The sequence below is a fragment of the Agriterribacter humi genome, assembly GCF_009192765.1.
GTDB classification, from domain to species: domain Bacteria; phylum Bacteroidota; class Bacteroidia; order Chitinophagales; family Chitinophagaceae; genus Agriterribacter; species Agriterribacter humi.
This window is the reverse complement of record NZ_VOHQ01000017.1, coordinates 15,116-32,708: the sequence shown is the minus strand read 5'-3', so window position 1 is coordinate 32,708 and position 17,593 is coordinate 15,116. Positions and strand designations below refer to the sequence as shown.

At 42.3% G+C, this 17,593-nt stretch carries 12 protein-coding genes; 8 read left to right on the top strand and 4 right to left on the bottom strand.

From position 1 onward, the window contains the following. Window positions 1–7 precede the first annotated feature (7 nt). The 4 genes from FRX45_RS20885 to FRX45_RS20870 all read left to right on the top strand — a co-directional run bounded on the left by FRX45_RS20885 (window position 8) and on the right by FRX45_RS20870 (window position 4,542). Window positions 8–472 (top strand): GyrI-like domain-containing protein, encoded by a 465-nt coding sequence (locus FRX45_RS20885; RefSeq protein ID WP_152270431.1) that lies wholly within the window; start codon window positions 8–10, stop codon window positions 470–472. Window positions 473–745: 273 nt separating this feature from the next. Then, a complete protein-coding gene (locus FRX45_RS20880; RefSeq protein ID WP_152270430.1) occupies window positions 746–1,807 on the top strand; it encodes a calcium:proton antiporter in 1,062 nt (353 codons plus the stop codon). 88 nt (window positions 1,808–1,895) lie between these two features. Next, window positions 1,896–3,248, top strand: coding sequence for a Gfo/Idh/MocA family protein (locus FRX45_RS20875; protein WP_226805497.1), 1,353 nt, complete (start codon window positions 1,896–1,898; stop codon window positions 3,246–3,248). 256 nt (window positions 3,249–3,504) lie between these two features. Next, window positions 3,505–4,542 carry an alkaline phosphatase gene (locus tag FRX45_RS20870; RefSeq protein ID WP_226805496.1) on the top strand — a complete coding sequence of 346 codons (1,038 nt, stop codon included), beginning with the start codon at window positions 3,505–3,507 and terminating at the stop codon, window positions 4,540–4,542. A 52-nt stretch (window positions 4,543–4,594) separates the two neighbouring features. Here the strand turns inward: FRX45_RS20870 and FRX45_RS20865 are convergent, their stop codons facing one another. The 4 genes from FRX45_RS20865 to fbaA all read right to left on the bottom strand — a co-directional run bounded on the left by FRX45_RS20865 (window position 4,595) and on the right by fbaA (window position 10,041). After that, a complete protein-coding gene (locus FRX45_RS20865) occupies window positions 4,595–5,275 on the bottom strand; it encodes an AcvB/VirJ family lysyl-phosphatidylglycerol hydrolase (protein ID WP_152270427.1) in 681 nt (226 codons plus the stop codon). Window positions 5,276–5,282: 7 nt separating this feature from the next. Next, window positions 5,283–7,796, bottom strand: a complete 2,514-nt coding sequence (locus FRX45_RS20860) for a phosphatidylglycerol lysyltransferase domain-containing protein (RefSeq protein ID WP_152270426.1) — start codon at window positions 7,794–7,796, stop codon at window positions 5,283–5,285. 308 nt (window positions 7,797–8,104) lie between these two features. Continuing rightward, entirely contained in the window at window positions 8,105–8,647 is a 543-nt protein-coding gene (locus FRX45_RS20855; RefSeq protein WP_152270425.1) for a DUF4142 domain-containing protein, read from the bottom strand. A 326-nt stretch (window positions 8,648–8,973) separates the two neighbouring features. Then, window positions 8,974–10,041, bottom strand: a complete 1,068-nt coding sequence (fbaA, locus tag FRX45_RS20850) for a class II fructose-bisphosphate aldolase (RefSeq protein WP_152270424.1) — start codon at window positions 10,039–10,041, stop codon at window positions 8,974–8,976. Between the two features lie 322 nt (window positions 10,042–10,363). On the opposite strand from fbaA, the gene FRX45_RS20845 reads away from it, so the two are divergent. The 4 genes from FRX45_RS20845 to FRX45_RS20830 are packed head-to-tail and all read left to right on the top strand — an operon-like array spanning window position 10,364 to window position 17,482. Further along, window positions 10,364–13,771, top strand: a complete 3,408-nt coding sequence (locus FRX45_RS20845; RefSeq protein ID WP_152270423.1) for a SusC/RagA family TonB-linked outer membrane protein — start codon at window positions 10,364–10,366, stop codon at window positions 13,769–13,771. A 12-nt stretch (window positions 13,772–13,783) separates the two neighbouring features. Continuing rightward, window positions 13,784–15,235, top strand: a complete 1,452-nt coding sequence (locus FRX45_RS20840; protein ID WP_152270422.1) for a RagB/SusD family nutrient uptake outer membrane protein — start codon at window positions 13,784–13,786, stop codon at window positions 15,233–15,235. 45 nt (window positions 15,236–15,280) lie between these two features. After that, window positions 15,281–16,165, top strand: coding sequence for a zinc-binding metallopeptidase (locus tag FRX45_RS20835; RefSeq protein WP_152270421.1), 885 nt, complete (start codon window positions 15,281–15,283; stop codon window positions 16,163–16,165). A gap of 24 nt (window positions 16,166–16,189) precedes the next feature. Next, window positions 16,190–17,482 carry a DUF4302 domain-containing protein gene (locus tag FRX45_RS20830; protein WP_152270420.1) on the top strand — a complete coding sequence of 431 codons (1,293 nt, stop codon included), beginning with the start codon at window positions 16,190–16,192 and terminating at the stop codon, window positions 17,480–17,482. Window positions 17,483–17,593: the final 111 nt, after the last annotated feature.

Genomic DNA, 17,593 nt, shown 5'->3' with positions numbered 1-17,593 from the left:
ACTATTTATGAATAAATTTGAACTGGAAGAAATACGATTGATAGGCCTGGCTTTAAAAACAAAAACATTTAATGCAAACGGGCAGTCTGCCATTGATTGCGGAAAGCTGTGGCAGGATTTTACAAATGGAAACTATGCTGATAAGGTTCCCGGTAAATTAAACAATGATATACTCGCCGTGTATCACCAATATGAAGGCGATCATACTAAGCCCTATTCTTATTTCATAGGTTGCAAAGTAAACGCCAATACGCCGGTCCCTCCCGGGATGGACAGTTTAGTTATCCCCGCAGCACAGTATCAAAAAATCAGCGCCAAAGGAAAAATGCCGGATTGTGTGGCAAACGCCTGGAGAGCAATATGGCAATCTGATATTTCCAGGGCATACCGATTCGATTTTGAACTGTACGACGAAAGAAGCAAAGACCGGAGCAATACCGAAGTTGATATTTACATTGGGGTTAAAGAATAAGTTAGAATTTTGGGCTTTATCCAATATTTAAAATAGCGAAACCGCAGGATATTGCATATTGGTGCTGAATTTCTATCGTTTTAAGAATTCATTAAAATGTAGCATTACTTTAATTTAATAATTATATCTGCAACTTTAAACATTCATGATACTTTATCTCGTGTAAGGGACCACTTTGTTTGCTGCGCCTCTCTTGGAGGCATTATATTTGATGCGATAATTTCCGGGTACAATTGTGTTCTGCAAAAGCTGTAACTTTTACTACCAATGCACATGGAAAAAAAAGAAAAGATAATCATTATTACTGGCTTTATTATTACAGCTGTTGCCGGTGTTTTGTACTATACGCATGCTAATGCTGTGCTGGCATTTTGTGTAACAGCGGGTGCGTTGGCCTTACTGGCGCTAATAGTGGGTGATGCAACGGAACAGTTGGGTAGTAGCTTTGGGCCGGGAACCACAGGTATTTTACAAGCGGCTTTTGGAAATCTACCTGAATTATTTGTTTGTATTTTTGCATTAAGAGCAGGGTTGAATAAAGTAGTTCAGGGCGCATTAGTGGGTTCTATTTTGGCAAATTCATTATTAGTCCTGGGATTGGCTATTCTTTTTGGTGGTTTAAAGAATGGCACACAGCGTTTCAAATCCAATCCACCAAAAATGGTAGCCACTTTAATGATACTGGCTTTTGCCGCCTTGGCTATACCTACCCTAACCCGTTTGTTACATACTTCTGCCGAAGCGCACCTGAATACGCTTGATGTTTTTCTTGCTATTATTTTATTGATCACTTTTATTGCAAGCACTTTTTTTTCATTGAAAGGAGATTCAGCAGTTGTTCCTGCCAAACCTGTTAGTGGAAAGAAGGCTGCTCACTGGCCGATGAGCTTAGCCATTATCATGCTGGCATGCGCCGCTGGAGCAGCCGCCTTTGTTTCTGATTGGTTTGTTGTTGCGCTTGAGCCGGCTATGAAAATACTGGATATAAATGAAACCTTTGCGGGCCTGGTAATTGTTGCTGTTGCTGGAAATGCAATTGAAAACCTTGTTGGAATTCAGTTTGCCTATCGCAACCAGATGGATTATTCCATGAGTGTTATTATGAATAGCTCATTGCTTATTGCACTTGGATTATTTCCATTGCTGGTACTGCTTTCCTTTGTTTTAGGGGGCGCCATTTTATCCTTTGTATTAACGCCAATGTTGCTCGTTTGTTTGGCTTTAGCGGTAATAGTAAGTGCTTTTATAGTTTTTGACGGTGAGTCTATATGGCTAGAAGGAATTGCTTTAATTGGACTCTATTTATTAATTGCTGCTGCTTTTTGGTGGGGCTAAAATGAGCTTTTCTCAATCATTTGCTGTATATTTCCTTTTTCCAATTTTATAATATTTGCTTTGCATCATGAAAGAAAAAAATCCATTAATGTCTCGCAGGCAATTTGTTGCCACGGCTGCAACCGCCACTATTGCCGGTCCCATGATCTTTAGCCAGGCGGCGCAGGCAGCTTCCCGGAAGGGAAAACTCAATCATGCCAGCATTGGTGTTGGCGGAATGGGTTTTCACGATTTGCAGCAATTCAAAAGTCACCCCAATGTACAGATTGTTGCATTGTGCGATGTAGACGCCAATAACCTGAAAAAAGCTGCGGAGCTTATTCCCGGCGCACGGTTGTACAGCGACTGGAGGGAACTGTTTAAAAAAGAGGGCAAAAAAATTGATTCGGTCAATGTAACTGTACCGGATCACAATCATTTTGCCATTGCCATGCAGGCTTTAAGAAACGGCAAGCATGTATATTGCCAGAAACCCATGTGCCACGATGTTGCCGAAGTGCGGATGCTTACACAAACCGCCGTTAAGGCAGGTGTTATCACGCAATTGGGAACACAGATCGCTTCGGGTAAGGGCGACCGTACGGCTGTGCAATGGATCAAAGAAGGCGCTATAGGAAAAATCAAACATGCTTACCTGTGCTCTAACCGTCCCGGAGCCATTGACACTTACCGGCTGGTTGGCCCACGCCCTGCGCAGGGCCAGGAACCACCTGCACATCTCAACTGGGACCTCTGGATCGGCACAGCACCCGAGCGTCCGTATGCACCTGAAATTTATCACCCCACCAAATGGCGGGCATGGCAGGATTTTGGAACGGGGTGGTCTGGCGATATTGGCTGCCATATATTTGATGCCGTTTGGAAAGGCCTCGGTTTAAAGCCGCCCATATCTGTTGTTGCGGAAGTACAGCAATCATGGAAAGATGCACCGGAACGGAGAGCGGATACCTGGCCGCAGGGTGATCATATTACCTGGATGTTTCCGGGAAATGATCTTACAGAGGAAAAAGTATTGCCGTTAGAATGGTTCGATGGTGCATTTTATCCACCACAGGAAATACGATCCTTATATAACGGCAAAGAATACCCTGCAGAGAGCGCCATGCTCATTGGCACGGAAGGTGCCCTGCTGATACCACATGGAGGAATGCCAGTGTTATTACCGGAAGATAAATTCAAAGCACATACACTTCCCGAACTGGAAGAACGCAATCATTACCATCATTTTGTTGACGCCTGCCTGGGCGGACCAAAAACCGAATCGCATTTTGCACAATCCGGCCCAATGACGGAGGCTATTATTCTTGGCACCGTAGCCATAAGAGTGCCCGGACAATTGCTGGAATGGGATACGATGAACATGAAGTTTCCCAACTATCCCGGGGCTGAAAAATATTTGCGGAGGTCTTACCGCAAAGGCTGGGAAGTGAAAGGCTTGTAGTCAATGGTGAGCAGCGAATAGTGAGTGGTCAGTAGTAGTGAGCGATAGCTGACGGCTAAATTAAACAGCCTGGTGAAGACCATCAGAGGTTGACTGATCTGTTTAGGCTATATCAATGTTCATCCTATATTAACTATTTGTGAACAGGTGCATATTGTCGTTTAGAATCCGGAGTTTTGAGTTTGAAAATGTATTTATCTCAAGAAATATAAAGTTCATGATTAAAAACTGCATTTGCGTCCTTTCGCTTTTACTAATGAGTTCAGTTGTTTTTAGCCAGCAAAGCAACAGCAAAAAGAAAGCTAAGAATATTATTTTAATGATTGGAGATGGGATGGGAACGGCACAGATATTTGCCGGATTAACTGCCAATAAAGGAAAGCTTAATTTGGAAAGATTCCCGTTCAGCGGTTTTCACAAGAGCCAGCCTTCAGAAGGCTACGTTACAGATTCAGGCGCCGGTGCTACCGCTTTTTCTATTGGTAAAAAAACATACAATGGCGCTATTGGGGTAGATGCCACGAAACTGGCACAGCCTACCATTCTGGAGATAGCCGAAAGGAACAATCTGGCAACGGGTATGGTGGTGAGCTGTGCGGTTACCCACGCTACGCCGGCTTCTTTTATAGCGCATCAGCCTTCGCGCGGTATGCAGGAAGAAATAGCGGCGGATTTTCTGAAAACAGATATTGATGTTTTTATCGGCGGCGGAAGAAAATATTTTAACCAGCGTAAAGATGAACGGAATCTTTTAGACAGCCTTAAAGCGCGCCGGTACCAGGTGCTGGACACATTAACAGCTATAGTAAAAGTGAACTCCGGCAAATTGGCCGGTTTCATAGCCGATGGCGAACCGCCAAAAGTATCGGAGGGCAGGGGCGATCAGTTGCTACAGTCAACGCACACGGCATTAAAACTGTTGCAACAAAATAAGAATGGATTTTTTTTGATGATAGAAGGTTCGCAGATTGACTGGGGCGGTCATGCCAATGATATAGACTACCTCACCACTGAAATGATTGACTTTGACAAAGCCATTGGCGCCGCGCTTGATTTTGCAATAAAAGATGGTAATACGCTCGTGATTGTTACAGGGGATCATGAAACCGGGGGGCTTTCTTTAAACGGCGGCGATATAAAAGCTGGTAAAGTAGATGCCAAATTCACTACCAAAGGACATACCGCTGTAATGATACCCGTTTTTGCCTACGGACCGGGCGCCGAAACATTTGGTGGCATATATGAAAACAATACCATTTTCGATAAAATGATGAGCGCATTCCGGTTTAAATAAAGAGGTATTGCCGTATAGTCTATCTCCCCCTGGCATTTTATTGTACAAATGATTACCAGGTGATATACTTGAGCAGCACCCTGGCAACTTCCTCCGTATCTCCATCAAAGTGATGGCCGCCGGGAAGTATTTCATGTGTGTATTTTTTTAAAGAAATTTCTTTTAAGTCAGGCGTATGCTCATCGCTGGCAGTAACAATAACAAGGTTAGCTTCAACAAGTTTATTTATTTCAGATACAACATCCATACTTCTTTTTTTGTTTTCTCCCAAAATATCAGACCAGTGAATTTCAAAATCAGTACTTCCGGAGGAAGCCATCATGAAAGAAACCCGTAGGTTTTCATGAATGTTTTTTGAGAGCCTGTTAATAATAAAGGGAAGTACATCGGCGCCAAAAGAATAGCCGATAAGTACAACCTGTTGATTTTTTCTGCCTGCTAATCTTTTGCTTAGATAATTATTCACATCCATTGCTGTTTTTTCGGGTGTTTTTTTATCCCAGAAATAGGTTCTTGCATTTAATGCAACAACTTCATATCCTTCTTTATTCAGGGCAACACACAAATCTGTGGAATATGTATTCATGCCCCCATCGCCTGATATATAGAAGATGAAAGCCTTATCACGGGAGGCTGCAGCCCATTCCCGTACCGGCAAGGCTTGTGCAAATAGGGTTAACGGGAATAAGCGTTGCGTTGATAAAAGGAGCAGCAGGAGTATTTTGTGCATCATAATGTTATCAGGGTTTCATCACTTTATTTAAAGCTACAGGTAATTGCAGCAGGTCATAATCGGTTTCAAACACCAAAAATTTATCTTTCCAGGTGCTGGCATACTTCTGTTTAAAATCGCGCAATCCCTGATAATGTTTGAAACGTTTAAATCTCTTCCCGGCATATTTAAAGAGTTGCTCAGCAGGATTTTTGGGATCAGCGATGCCCGTCATAGGCACAAGCCCCATGTTTATAAACTGAACTTTATTTTCTTTTGCATACGCTATGAGTTTAATAATAAGCGCGTCCATACATCCCCCCGGCGCTTCAGCGGTTTTTCTAATAAGGTCGTATGTACATTCGGAAGGCGCATAATCGGGTATGATATTTAGAAATGCTGTAATATTTCCTTGCGCATCGGCAACAGTAATTACATCCTGCTGCGTTATTTCATTTGCATTAAACAGTCCTTGCGAAAAAACCTGTTCTTCCTTGCCGAAAGCGGCTAACCATTCATCAGATATTCTTTTGAGCGTAAGCACCAGGCTATGCTCTAATGGCGCTTTATGAACCGTGGTGGTAAACCCTTTTTTTTGCAGGCTGTTCAAAGCATTTCTCAATGATTTTTTTTCTTTTCCTTCTAATGTAAAATTTTCAGCATCTAATATGGCTTCCTGTCCAATAATCATTTTTCGTTTTCCAAGCTGGTCGAACCACAAAATGCTGCTTTCATCTACCCGGTAAAAAGCGGTTCTTAATCCCATATGGCCGCACTGTTTATAAAATTCCGCTAACACATCCATTGTATGCTCCTCCTTACACACAGGTGTTTCCAGTGCTATGGCAAAGCCATTGGCAATACGATAAGATATGAAAGCATCATGCAGGTTAGAAAAGAAAAAAAGTTTATCTGCAGCTATTTTAAAATAATCCATGGAAGAATTTCCATACGCCGCCAACAGGGATTTTGCACTTTGCCTGCTTGCTTCATTGATGGGTTCTGTTTTTAAAAATGGTTTGATGAGTGTAAATAAAAGAAATCCCCAGGCCGCAAAGCCTAACCAATGAATCATTTGTATAAACTGATGGCCAAAAGGGGTGAGGGGGTGGAGTGGACTATCGTTGGTGAATATGAAACTTTTGATAGTATAAACCAGTGACTGCCGCCAGGTAAAATCTATACCAAAATGTTTGATATCAATGAAATAAAAACTTACAAACCCAAAGATTAAGACTGCCAAAAAAATGGCAGCAACAGATAACAGTCCAAAACGGATCCATTTAACGCTGCTCCGCACCGGGTATTGGCTGCGGCTGATTAATAATAAAATAATGATTGCTGCGGCAAAAATAGCTTCCTCGTAATCCAACGCTTTTGTGAGGTTGCCAATGAGCGACAAAACAGAAAGCAAAAGCGCCAAACGCCAGGCGTTCTTTAACCCCTTAAGCATAAATGCCGCGGTAATCAGCATTGCCAATCCTATAAACAACACCAGCACGTTTGAAGCGTTAATCGCTTCCAGCGGAAGAAAGGCCTTTATCAGTTTCAGGCGCGGGCGCAATGGTGGCGTTACCACAGATATGATATTGATTAATCCCAGCATGAAAATAAATAAAGCGGGAACAATTCGCACAAACAATTGCCTTCCTCTCCATGCAAATGCCAGCATTCCAAAAATCATAGGAAGCCAGAACTCGAAGACCCGGTACAAAACCGTTACAGATAAAGCCTGAACCGTTGAGTAGCCATATATTTCTAAAATATAAACCAATGATATTTCTACCGCGCCAAGCCCTCTTAAAAACGGGGAGCTGATCATTAATAATACAGAAACAATATATGCTGTTGCGGCAATGGGGAACGAGGCGGGCAGGCCCAATGCCAGCATGGCAATAAAAATGTGAAATATTCCGCTAAACTCCACACCGGTTGAAAATAAAATAGCGCCTGCATATTTTTTGTTATTGATATGAGCTGCAAAAAACGCATCAATTGCAGGAGTGATACGGGGAAATTTATTTTTAATGAGCCCGTATATCCTTCCTTTTGCTTTTAGCGATTTTGCAATAAGGGTAATGCCTGCCAGTATAAGAATAACAAACAGCAGGCTAATCCATGCATTCCATAAGTGCCGTTTGGCCGATAAGGCAAACAGGATGATTACCGGAAAGCCAACAAGGAAAACGGTGAACAATCCCGCAAAAGCATACAGCCCGCTAGCCTGGTGTACCTGTGTTTTATTAAATCCTCTTTTTTTAAACCGAGATGGCATATAAGCCAAAGCGCTTACACCCCCGGCAGGTAAAAAAATACTCAAAAAATTTCTTTTCAAAAAAAGTTCAGTGGCGTCAACTAATTTTAACGGGGACCCTATAGCGGCAAAGCTGCTTGTATACATGCCGCTTTGGAGAAGTATATAAAGAATGGTTACGCCCGTGCCGGCAATCAGCCAGCTAACATCAGCGTCTTTAATACGGGGGATAATTTCCAGCAACTCCTTCCTTTCACTTCTAAAGAAAACAAATGCCAGCAGCACCATTAACGCTGCCAGGATTTCTCTCCAATATAGTTTTGCTGAAAAGAATTGTACCTTTTTATATAGGGCAGGAAAGTTCAGGTTTTTTTGTAAAGATAGGAAACAAAAAAAAGTTGTACCAGCGTAACCTGCTTTTGCCAGGCGATTGCTGCAATGCCAACGCTGTTATTGTGTTTTTTCACCAACGATGGAAGCGGTGGGTATAATACAATAAAGGTTGGCAACCATTTATAAATTGGCTATCAACCTTCATGCTTTAATCCCGGCATTGGCGAAGTTCCTTCAATCACCAGTACATAGAAACTGCTTTACTATTTAAATTTTTTCTGCACCATTTCAGCATGCTGAAGGTGCGCTTTCAATGACGGAACAACATGCTGTAACAATGCCTTCAGTTCCGCGTTTTCTGTTTCAGGTATTAAAAGCCCTTCTACTGCACCAATAACCGCTTTATGATAAGCTACTTCATTGTCTATATATGCCTTGTTAAATGCATTGCCCTTTTTTGAGCGCAATGTTTTTTCGGTTTTTTTAGCATCAGCCAGTAGCTTTTGACTAACGGCGTTGTCTTTTGGCGTAACCCCTAATTTTTTAACCAGCGCTGCCGCCTGATCAATCACTGCTTTGTGATTATCGGCCATCATATCAGCAAATTTCAGGATGTCCTCATTCTTTGACTTTTCTTTCGCGATGACCGCGTAATTAATGTCAATCTGGTTGGCTACCACTGCAGCAGAAGCCACCTCCGCATCCGAAAGTTTTGGATTATTCTGTGAAAATGCAGTTGTGAAAAGCATAGCGGCAGAAACAACCGCAAATGCGAAGAATGGTTTTACTAATTTATTAGCTTCCATGTTTTATTGAAGTTTAATTAAAAAAAATTGACTTACGATTGTTAGATCATGCAAAACAAAAAAGGTTACAGGAAATCGAATAATGTTAATAATTGCTTTGGAACTGCGTGCACTCAAGATGTAAGCCTGGTACAGCGTGGCATAGAAAAAGTAGATAAAGTGGGCATAAACAGGGTGATCACCGAAACATATAAGAGGATAAAAGAATAGCTAATTTTTAAACACTCTTTATATACCAGGATGGTTGTAAAATTTGAAAGGTTGACAATCCTTAGCAGATTGCCAACCTTATTATTTTAACCGGCAAAACCGGAAACCAAAATACTTTATGCGTTTCTGTTAATGCAGTTCAAATCATTAAACGCTACTTCTAATCTTTTAATAAAGGTTTCTTCACCTTTACGCAGCCATACGCGGGGATCGTAGAATTTTTTATTGGGTTTATCCTCACCTTCGGGGTTACCCAATTGTCCCTGCAGGTAGGCCTCACTCTTTTTATAATTGCCCAGTACGCCTTCCCAGAAAGCCCATTGGAGGTCGGTATCGAGATTCATTTTAATAGCGCCATAGCCAATGGCTTCGCGGATCTGGTGCTGGGGTGAGCCGCTTCCGCCATGAAACACAAAATAAACAGGTTTGGCTGCGGTTTTTAATTCTTTTTGAATATACACCTGGCTGTTGTTCAGGATCTCCGGACGCAGTTCTACATTTCCGGGCTTGTATACACCATGCACATTACCAAAAGCGGCAGCTATGGTAAACAGGTTGCCCACTTTACCCAATTCCGTATAGGCATAAGCTACATGCTGCGGCTGTGTATATAATTTATCGTTGTCAATATTGCTGTTGTCAACCCCGTCTTCTTCGCCACCGGTAACGCCCAGCTCAATTTCAATACTCATGCCTAAGGGCTGCATGCGCTTAAAAAATTCAACAGAGGTTTCAATATTTTCTTCAATGGGCTCTTCGCTTAAATCAAGCATATGCGAACTAAAAAGGGGCTGCCCTTTCTCTTTAAAATATTGTTCGCCGGCATCTAACAGTCCACTGATCCAAGGAAGCCATTTTTTTGCCGCATGGTCTGTATGCAGTACAACAGGAACACCATAATATTGAGCCACATTATGAATATGCAGTGCGCCTGAAACGGCGCCTGAAATATTGGCCTGCAGTTTATCGTTCGGCATTCCCTTTCCGGCAATAAATTGTGCGCCGCCATTGGAAAACTGGATAATAACGGGCGAATTAACCTTTGCAGCCGTTTCAAGCGTAGCGTTAATGGTGTTGGTGCCAATGCAATTAATGGCTGGTAAAGCAAACTGATTTTCTTTTGCATCTTTATATAACGCTTCCAGTTCTTCACCAAAAAGCACTCCGGCTCTATACTTTTTCATACTATGTGTTTGATTTTTTTTATCGTTTAAAGATATTATTGACAACCTCAGTAAAGGCTGTAAAGCGGCGCGAAGATAATATACTTCGTTTTCATACAAAATTTCTTCCCTGCAAACTGTTGTTTTGCTGCTGTTGTCAGAGGCATGAGCGCTTTCCTTTGCCAGGATATTTACGTACATCGTAATAACCCTTAAAAATGATAGAAAGGATTTATTTATCTTGCATATGGCTTTGTTTAAAATTTTTTAGAAAATAAAGCGTTTTCAATCAACGTTTTACTCCAAATCATTGTCCTATTAAATAATACATAAACTAACTGATATGATTTTTCATAAAAAGGACTCCGACACCAGGGAGTACTTCGGGCAATTTTCAAAAGCACTTTGTCTCACGTTTATCGTACTATGCTTCTTTTATACCGGCTCACAGGCCGAACATGCAAATAAAGGCGAACGGCGTTTCCAATCTGCCCGTGACTCTGTAAGGGTAAACGGGAAAGTAACAGATGGGGATGAACAAATTGCGCTCGGCGGGGTATCTGTTGAAAATCTCAGGAGCGGTGAGGGAACACTAACCAATACAGATGGTGAATTTGTAATAGCTGTAAAAAACGGCGATAGCCTGCAATTTACATTTATCAGTAAAGCGCCTAAAATTGTTGTTTACAGGGGAGAAAGTTTCCTTGATATAGTACTGACTAAAAATGAGGGCGCCCTGGCAGAAGTGGTTATTACCGGTTTTCAGAACCTCGATAAAAAGAAATTTGCCGGCGCCGCCACTTCGCTGAAAGCTGATGATATTAAAATGAATGGTGTGGCCGATGTGAGCCGTATGCTCGAAGGCCGTGCCGCAGGGGTGGCTGTTCAAAATGTTTCCGGAACCTTTGGAGCTGCTCCTAAAGTAAGGGTTCGCGGAGCCACTTCATTAAATGGCGACAACAAGCCTTTGTGGGTAGTGGATGGCGTGGTGCTGGAAGACATCATCAATATTTCAAACGACCAGTTATCCAGCGGCGATCCCACTACTTTGCTTGGTTCAGCAGTTGCGGGTTTGAATGCCAATGATATTGAAAGTTTTGATATTCTTAAAGATGCCGCTGCTACTGCATTGTATGGCGCAAGAGCCATGAACGGGGTAGTGGTGATCACCACAAAAAAAGGACGGGCCGGCAAAACTACGGTAGCGTATACGGGCAATTTTACCACTCAGTTAAAACCCACATACTTCGATTACAATATAATGAATTCCCTGCAACAAATGTCGGTGCTGGGAGAACTGGAACGCAAAGGTTCCTTAAATCCCGATATTCTTAACCGGGCAGATAACGGTGTATACGGAAAGATGTATGAATTAATGAGCGCCGATGACAACGGGAATTTTCCGCTTGAGAATACCCAGGAAGCAAGAGCGGCTTTTTTGAAACGCTATGCTACTGCCAATACCGACTGGTTCGATATTTTATTCCGCAACAACCTGGTGCAGGAGCATTCACTGAGTATATCCGGCGGTACAGAAAGGTCGCAGAATTATTTTTCGATGAGTTATTATGGAGACAATGGCTGGACGATAGCCGACAAGGTTAACCGCTATACCCTCAACTTCCGGAACAATTATAAATTCTCCGATAAATTTTCCGTTGGCTTCGCCACCCTGGGTTCTGTTCGCCAGCAAAGAGCGCCGGGAACCTTAGCCCGGAATCCCAACCCGGTTGAGGGGCAGTACGACCGCGACTTTGATATTAATCCTTTTAGCTTTGCATTAAATACGAGCCGTACCATTACAGCATACGATGAAAATGGCAACGAAGAATACTTCAGGCGAAATTTTGCGCCTTTTAATGTTATTAATGAACTGAGGAATAATTTTCTTGATATTAATATTATTGACCTGAGGCTGCAGGGAGATATTAACTACAAATTCGCCAGGAATTTCAGGTATGAATTTACCGGTGCGTTGCGTTATGTAAAATCAACCCGCGAGCACCAGGTTACCGAAAACGCCAATATGGCCGAAGCCTACAGGTCGGCCGGCACAGCTACTATTGCCGAAAACAATAAATTCCTGTACCGCGATCCGGATGATCCGGAAGCAGAACCCGTTGTAGTATTACCCTATGGCGGTTTTTATAACAGGGCTGAAGATTTTTTACTGAGCTATGATTTCCGGAACAGTATCAATTATTCCACTGTTATTAATGACAACCATTCGATAAATCTCCTGGGAGGTATGCAGGTAAAATCTGCCGACAGGCAAAACTTCAGCAATACCGGGTATGGATACCAGTACGATAACGGTGGTTTGCCCGCCATTGACTACAGGATACTCAAACAAACCATCGAAAGTAATTTTCCCTATTACGGAATGAGTAAGGACTACGATCGTTTTGTTGCGTTTTATGCAACGGGCAATTATACCTTCAATTCAAAATATAATTTTACAGCCACCGGCAGGTATGATGGTTCAAACCGCCTGGGAAACTCCAGTACGGCACGCTGGTTGCCTACCTGGAGCGTTGCGGCATCGTGGAACGTGGACAGGGAATCTTTCATGCGTGATATAGGCTGGCTGGATAATTTATTACTAAGAGCCAGCTACGGCTTAACGGCAAGTATGGGGCCCGCCAATAATTCCAACGTGGTTTTAAGAAGCATTAATGCCAACAGGCCGTATTTGTCGGAACGGGAATCCGTAATTCAATTGGCCAGCCTTGAAAATTCGGAACTCACCTGGGAAAAATCATATACCGGAAATATAGGCCTGGATGCTACATTGTTTGACAGAAGGTTGAATATTAGCATTGATGTTTACCAGCGTAAAAGTTTCGATCTGATCAGCATTATTAAAACTTCAGGTATTGGTGGTGAAGCCTATAAAGCAGCCAATTACGCCGATATGGATTCATGGGGCAGCGAGCTGCTCCTGGGAGGTGAAATTATACGTGAGCGCAATTGGGGGTGGAAAAGCACATTCACTTTCGGTTACAATAAGAACAAGATCACCAATGCCAAAAACATTCCTAACATCTTCAGCCTTGTGGTGGCGGAAGGAGGCAATAAAGAAGGATATCCCGTACGCAGCCTGTTTTCGCTGAACTATAAAGGACTGGACCCCAATACCGGTATACCGCAGTTTGTAGATGAAACGGGCAAAACGGCTTCGGCTGTTTACCTTCAGGATGAAAAAACCGAACACCTGGTATATGAGGGACCTGTTGATCCGCCCTTTAATGGCGGTTTCTCCAATACCTTTCATTACAACGCATTTTCCCTGAATATTTTTATTACTTACCAGGCTGGCAATAAGATAAGATTATACCCCGCATTCAAAACCTATTATTCCGACCTGGATGCCATGCCTAAGGAGTTTAATGACAGGTGGGTATTGCCGGGCGATCAATTGTTAACAAATGTTCCTTCCATATTGGAAGCCTTTGAAGCCGCGCAGCTCAATGCCGCTTATCCTTATAATAATTATAATTATTCTACTCAAAGGGTTGCCAATGGTGATTTTGTACGTTTAAAAACCGTCTCTTTTTCTTACCAGTTACCCTTAACAACAGTACAAAGCTTAGGTCTCAATAGTTTGTCGGTAACGGCTGCGGCCGCAAACCTGTGGCTTATATATGCCGATAAAAAATTGAAAGGACAGGATCCTGAATTTTTTAACTCAGGTGGCGTGGCGCAACCCATTCAAAAACAAATTACACTTTCCGTAAAAGTGGGCATTTAATATTATTCAATCATGAAAAAAACTTTTATATACTTCTCTGTTGTATTGCTTGCAGCAAATACCGGTTGTAAAAAATACCTGGAACATTTGCCTGATAACAGAACGGAGCTTAATTCGCCCGAAAAGGTTTCACAACTCCTGGGCACGGCATATCCCCAGGCCAATTATATGGAGTTTTGTGAGTCGCTGTCGGATAATGTTGCCGATAAAGGAGTGGGGGAGCAGGACAGGACTAATGTTGACTCTTACCTGTATAAAGATGTAGCCGATAACCAGCAGGATTCTCCTGAATACTACTGGAATGCCTGCTATGCGGCTATAGCTGCGGCCAACCATGCATTAGAAGCCTGCAATACCGCTTCAAACCCCGCCGATTACCAGGCCCAAAAAGGAGAAGCGCTGGTTGCCAGAGCCTATGCACATTTTATGCTGGTAACCTTATTTTCAAAAGTATATGATCCTGCTACCGCCACCAGCGACCCTGGCATTCCATACGTTACAGAACCGGAAAAAGTGGTGATCAAAAATTATGAAAGAAAAACAGTGAGCTATGTATATGAAATGATTGAAAAAGATTTACTGGAAGGACTTCCTTTAATAGTGGACCAGCAGTATACTGTTCCGCGTTATCATTTCACCAAAACCGCAGCCCATGCATTTGCCGCCCGTTTCTATTTGTTTAAAAAAGAATATGCAAAAGTTATTGAACATGCCAACCAGGTTTTTACCAGCAGCAATGTAACTACCTTATTGCGCCCCTGGAATACAACCTACCTTACTTATACTTACCGGGAAATGTGGGCAGAATATGCAAAAGCAACCCAGTCGGCTAATTTACTGCTTGGAGAAACGCCATCGTGGTGGGGACGTTATTATTACAGTGTGCGGTATGGTATGACATCCGCGATCCGTGACGAAATTTTTGCAAGTAATGTTACAGGCGGTAACTGGGCGTTCAGAAACCATATATACACAGCCGGCACCAATAATTATATGATCCCCAAGATCAATGAATACTTTGTACGCAACTCTGTAAATGCAAATATAGGTGTGGGATATATTATGGTTCCTCTTTTTACAGTGGAGGAAGTATTGTTCAATAAAGCTGAGGCCAATAACGCCCTCAATAATACCAATGATGCGCTTACAGATCTCAATAGTTACGCTTCCACACGGATCACCGGCTATAATACAGCAACACATCGTATTACTGAAACGAAAATTAAAAATTTTTACGGCACTTCTAACCTGCAGAATGGCATACTGCAAACGATACTCGATTTTAAAAGGGCCGAATATGCGCAGGAAGGGATGCGCTGGTTCGATATTTTAAGACATCAGATTGTGGTAACGCATACTACCACCGAAGGTGAAGTAATTGAACTGGGCGAAAATGATTTGCGAAGAGTATTGCAAATACCCGAAACAGCAGAATTATCGGATGTGGATCAGAATCCAAGGTAGCAACATAAAATTGGCTTACAGCACAATAAACTTATAAACCATTATATGAAATCATTACAAACCTTTTTATTCGTTTTTTCCTGTACAGTGACAATGCTGTCCTGCAGAAAAGACGATATTTCAGGCAATGCCGATAATATTGCCGGTCTGGGAGGTGATACCTGGGTAAAAGGTCCCATTGACGAGTGGATACTCAGCAACCTTACCGTGCCATACAATGTGGCGGTAAAATATAAATGGGACCAGTCTGAAATGGAATTCAATAAAATTATAGTGCCGCCCGATGAAGAGAAAGTGTTACCGGTGCTGAGCGCGGTAAAGCAGGTGTGGATTGACAACTATGTGGCCGAAACCAATGAATTGTTCATGAAAAAATATTGCCCAAAGTTTTTTGTACTGGCGGGAAGTGCAAGCTGGAATATGGATGGCACCATTACATTAGGCCAGGCCGAAGGCGGACGCAAAATATTATTGTACCAGCTCAATGATTTCCGGGTTAAGGGAATGGATGGGTATCAACCCTCAGATTCTTTTACCGTGAAACAAATGTTTCATACCATAGAGCACGAATTTGCCCATATCCTGCACCAGAACGTGATGTATCCCCAGGAATTCAAACAGGTATCCGTGGGCAATTATACTTCCAACTGGAACAATGTAAGCGATGAAGCCGCCAACGAACTGGGATTTATCTCTGCCTACGCCATGTCTTTCCCGGATGAGGATTTTGTAGAAATGACTTCTATGATGCTGGTAGAAGGCAGAAACTGGTTTAACGCGATGGTAAACGGTCTTGCAGATGAAGAGGCACAAACCAAACTGCGCCAGAAAGAAGCTATTGTGGTCAATTATTTTAAAGACGTTTGGAATATTAATTTTTACAGTTTGCAAACCCGTACAAGAGCATCCATAACGGCGCTGGTGAAATAGGACCAAAAAATAAAAAATATACAGATGAAAAAGATCGCTTTATATATTTTATCAATAACGCTTTGTCTTACGGCATGCCGTAAAGATGAACCGGTTTTTGATCAGTCGCCCGATGAACGCATTAATAAAACACTGAGCGATTACCAGGCTGCACTTGTAAGTTCACCAACAGGCTGGAAGGCTACTATCATACCGGGCAGTGGTGGTATTTACCATTTCTATTTCAGGTTCAATAACGAGAACAGGGTATTCATGTATTCGGATTTTGATACGGTTACCGCCAAACACCAGAAAGAAAGCAGCTATCGTTTAAAAGCATTGCAGCAACCCACATTAATTTTTGATACCTATTCCTATCTCCATCTTTTGTCCGATCCCGATGCTGCCGTAAACGGAGGTTCTTATGGAAGCGGACTGCTTTCCGATTTTGAATTTTCACTGGATACTTTATATGCAGACAGCATTATACTTACCGGAAAAATGAATAATACCAAACTCAGGCTGGAAAAAGCTTCGCAGCAGGAGTTAGATGAGTGGCAAAATGGCGAATGGGCAGATGCCTTATCTTTTATAAATGTAGCCAACATTAAGAATTATTTTAAAAGATTAACCCTGAATGGTGTGGAATATGAAGTATCTGTTGACCCGGCTTCCAGGACGATTATTTTTCAATGGCTTTCGGGTGGAACAATTAAACAGTTTTCTACTTCTTATTATTTTAATGCCGGGGGCATTGTTTTCGAGTCTCCATTGATAAACGGGAGCCAGACCATCAATGGATTTTCGGACGTTTCCTGGAATGAGTCCACCCAAACGCTCAATCTCTCAGCAAATAATGCTGCCGGTGTCATTGCCGGCGCCTTCATGCCTTTAAAAGTGGATGTAAACGCTCCGCAACGCTGGTGGCAAACCGCTGTAAATGACGGGGCTTACTGGGAATCTTTCGCAGGCTTTCATGTAAACGGTGCTGATGATGCTTTTGGAATAAATACACTGAGCAAATTTTATTCACTGATATATGCGCCCGAATATGATTCCGGAGTGGATTTTTTTGCGCCGCTGTTTATAAATGCTGCGGGTACGGGTCTTGAACCACATTACGGTGGAGCTGTTGGTACCCCCGAATTCACTGCTGACGGGAGAGCCGTGTTTTCTATACTAGGTACATATGGAACATACCCATCTTCGGGTCCTGCAGCGCAAAGCCTTATTCAACTATTAATTCCACAGGGATATTATTTTATACAAACCAGTGCTACCAGCTATGATATGGTAAGCGCCCTTGATGCCAAAACATGGATAACATGGAATTATTAAACATGGCTGGGAAGGACAATTTCAATACAATTTGCTGCAAAAGATAAATTGCTGCGATATAATATAGCCTAATCATTAATTCACTATTTTTAGTGTTCTATTAACCAAAAT

Coding starts and splice junctions, on each gene's coding strand:
- FRX45_RS20885 (WP_152270431.1), top strand. CDS start 8: ATGAATAAATTTGAACTGGAAGAAATACGATTGATAGGCCTGGCTTTA.
- FRX45_RS20880 (WP_152270430.1), top strand. CDS start 746: ATGGAAAAAAAAGAAAAGATAATCATTATTACTGGCTTTATTATTACA.
- FRX45_RS20875 (WP_226805497.1), top strand. CDS start 1,896: ATGTCTCGCAGGCAATTTGTTGCCACGGCTGCAACCGCCACTATTGCC.
- FRX45_RS20870 (WP_226805496.1), top strand. CDS start 3,505: ATGAGTTCAGTTGTTTTTAGCCAGCAAAGCAACAGCAAAAAGAAAGCT.
- FRX45_RS20865 (WP_152270427.1), bottom strand. CDS start 5,275: ATGATGCACAAAATACTCCTGCTGCTCCTTTTATCAACGCAACGCTTA.
- FRX45_RS20860 (WP_152270426.1), bottom strand. CDS start 7,796: ATGGTGCTGCTGGCATTTGTTTTCTTTAGAAGTGAAAGGAAGGAGTTG.
- FRX45_RS20855 (WP_152270425.1), bottom strand. CDS start 8,647: ATGGAAGCTAATAAATTAGTAAAACCATTCTTCGCATTTGCGGTTGTT.
- fbaA (WP_152270424.1), bottom strand. CDS start 10,041: ATGAAAAAGTATAGAGCCGGAGTGCTTTTTGGTGAAGAACTGGAAGCG.
- FRX45_RS20845 (WP_152270423.1), top strand. CDS start 10,364: ATGATTTTTCATAAAAAGGACTCCGACACCAGGGAGTACTTCGGGCAA.
- FRX45_RS20840 (WP_152270422.1), top strand. CDS start 13,784: ATGAAAAAAACTTTTATATACTTCTCTGTTGTATTGCTTGCAGCAAAT.
- FRX45_RS20835 (WP_152270421.1), top strand. CDS start 15,281: ATGAAATCATTACAAACCTTTTTATTCGTTTTTTCCTGTACAGTGACA.
- FRX45_RS20830 (WP_152270420.1), top strand. CDS start 16,190: ATGAAAAAGATCGCTTTATATATTTTATCAATAACGCTTTGTCTTACG.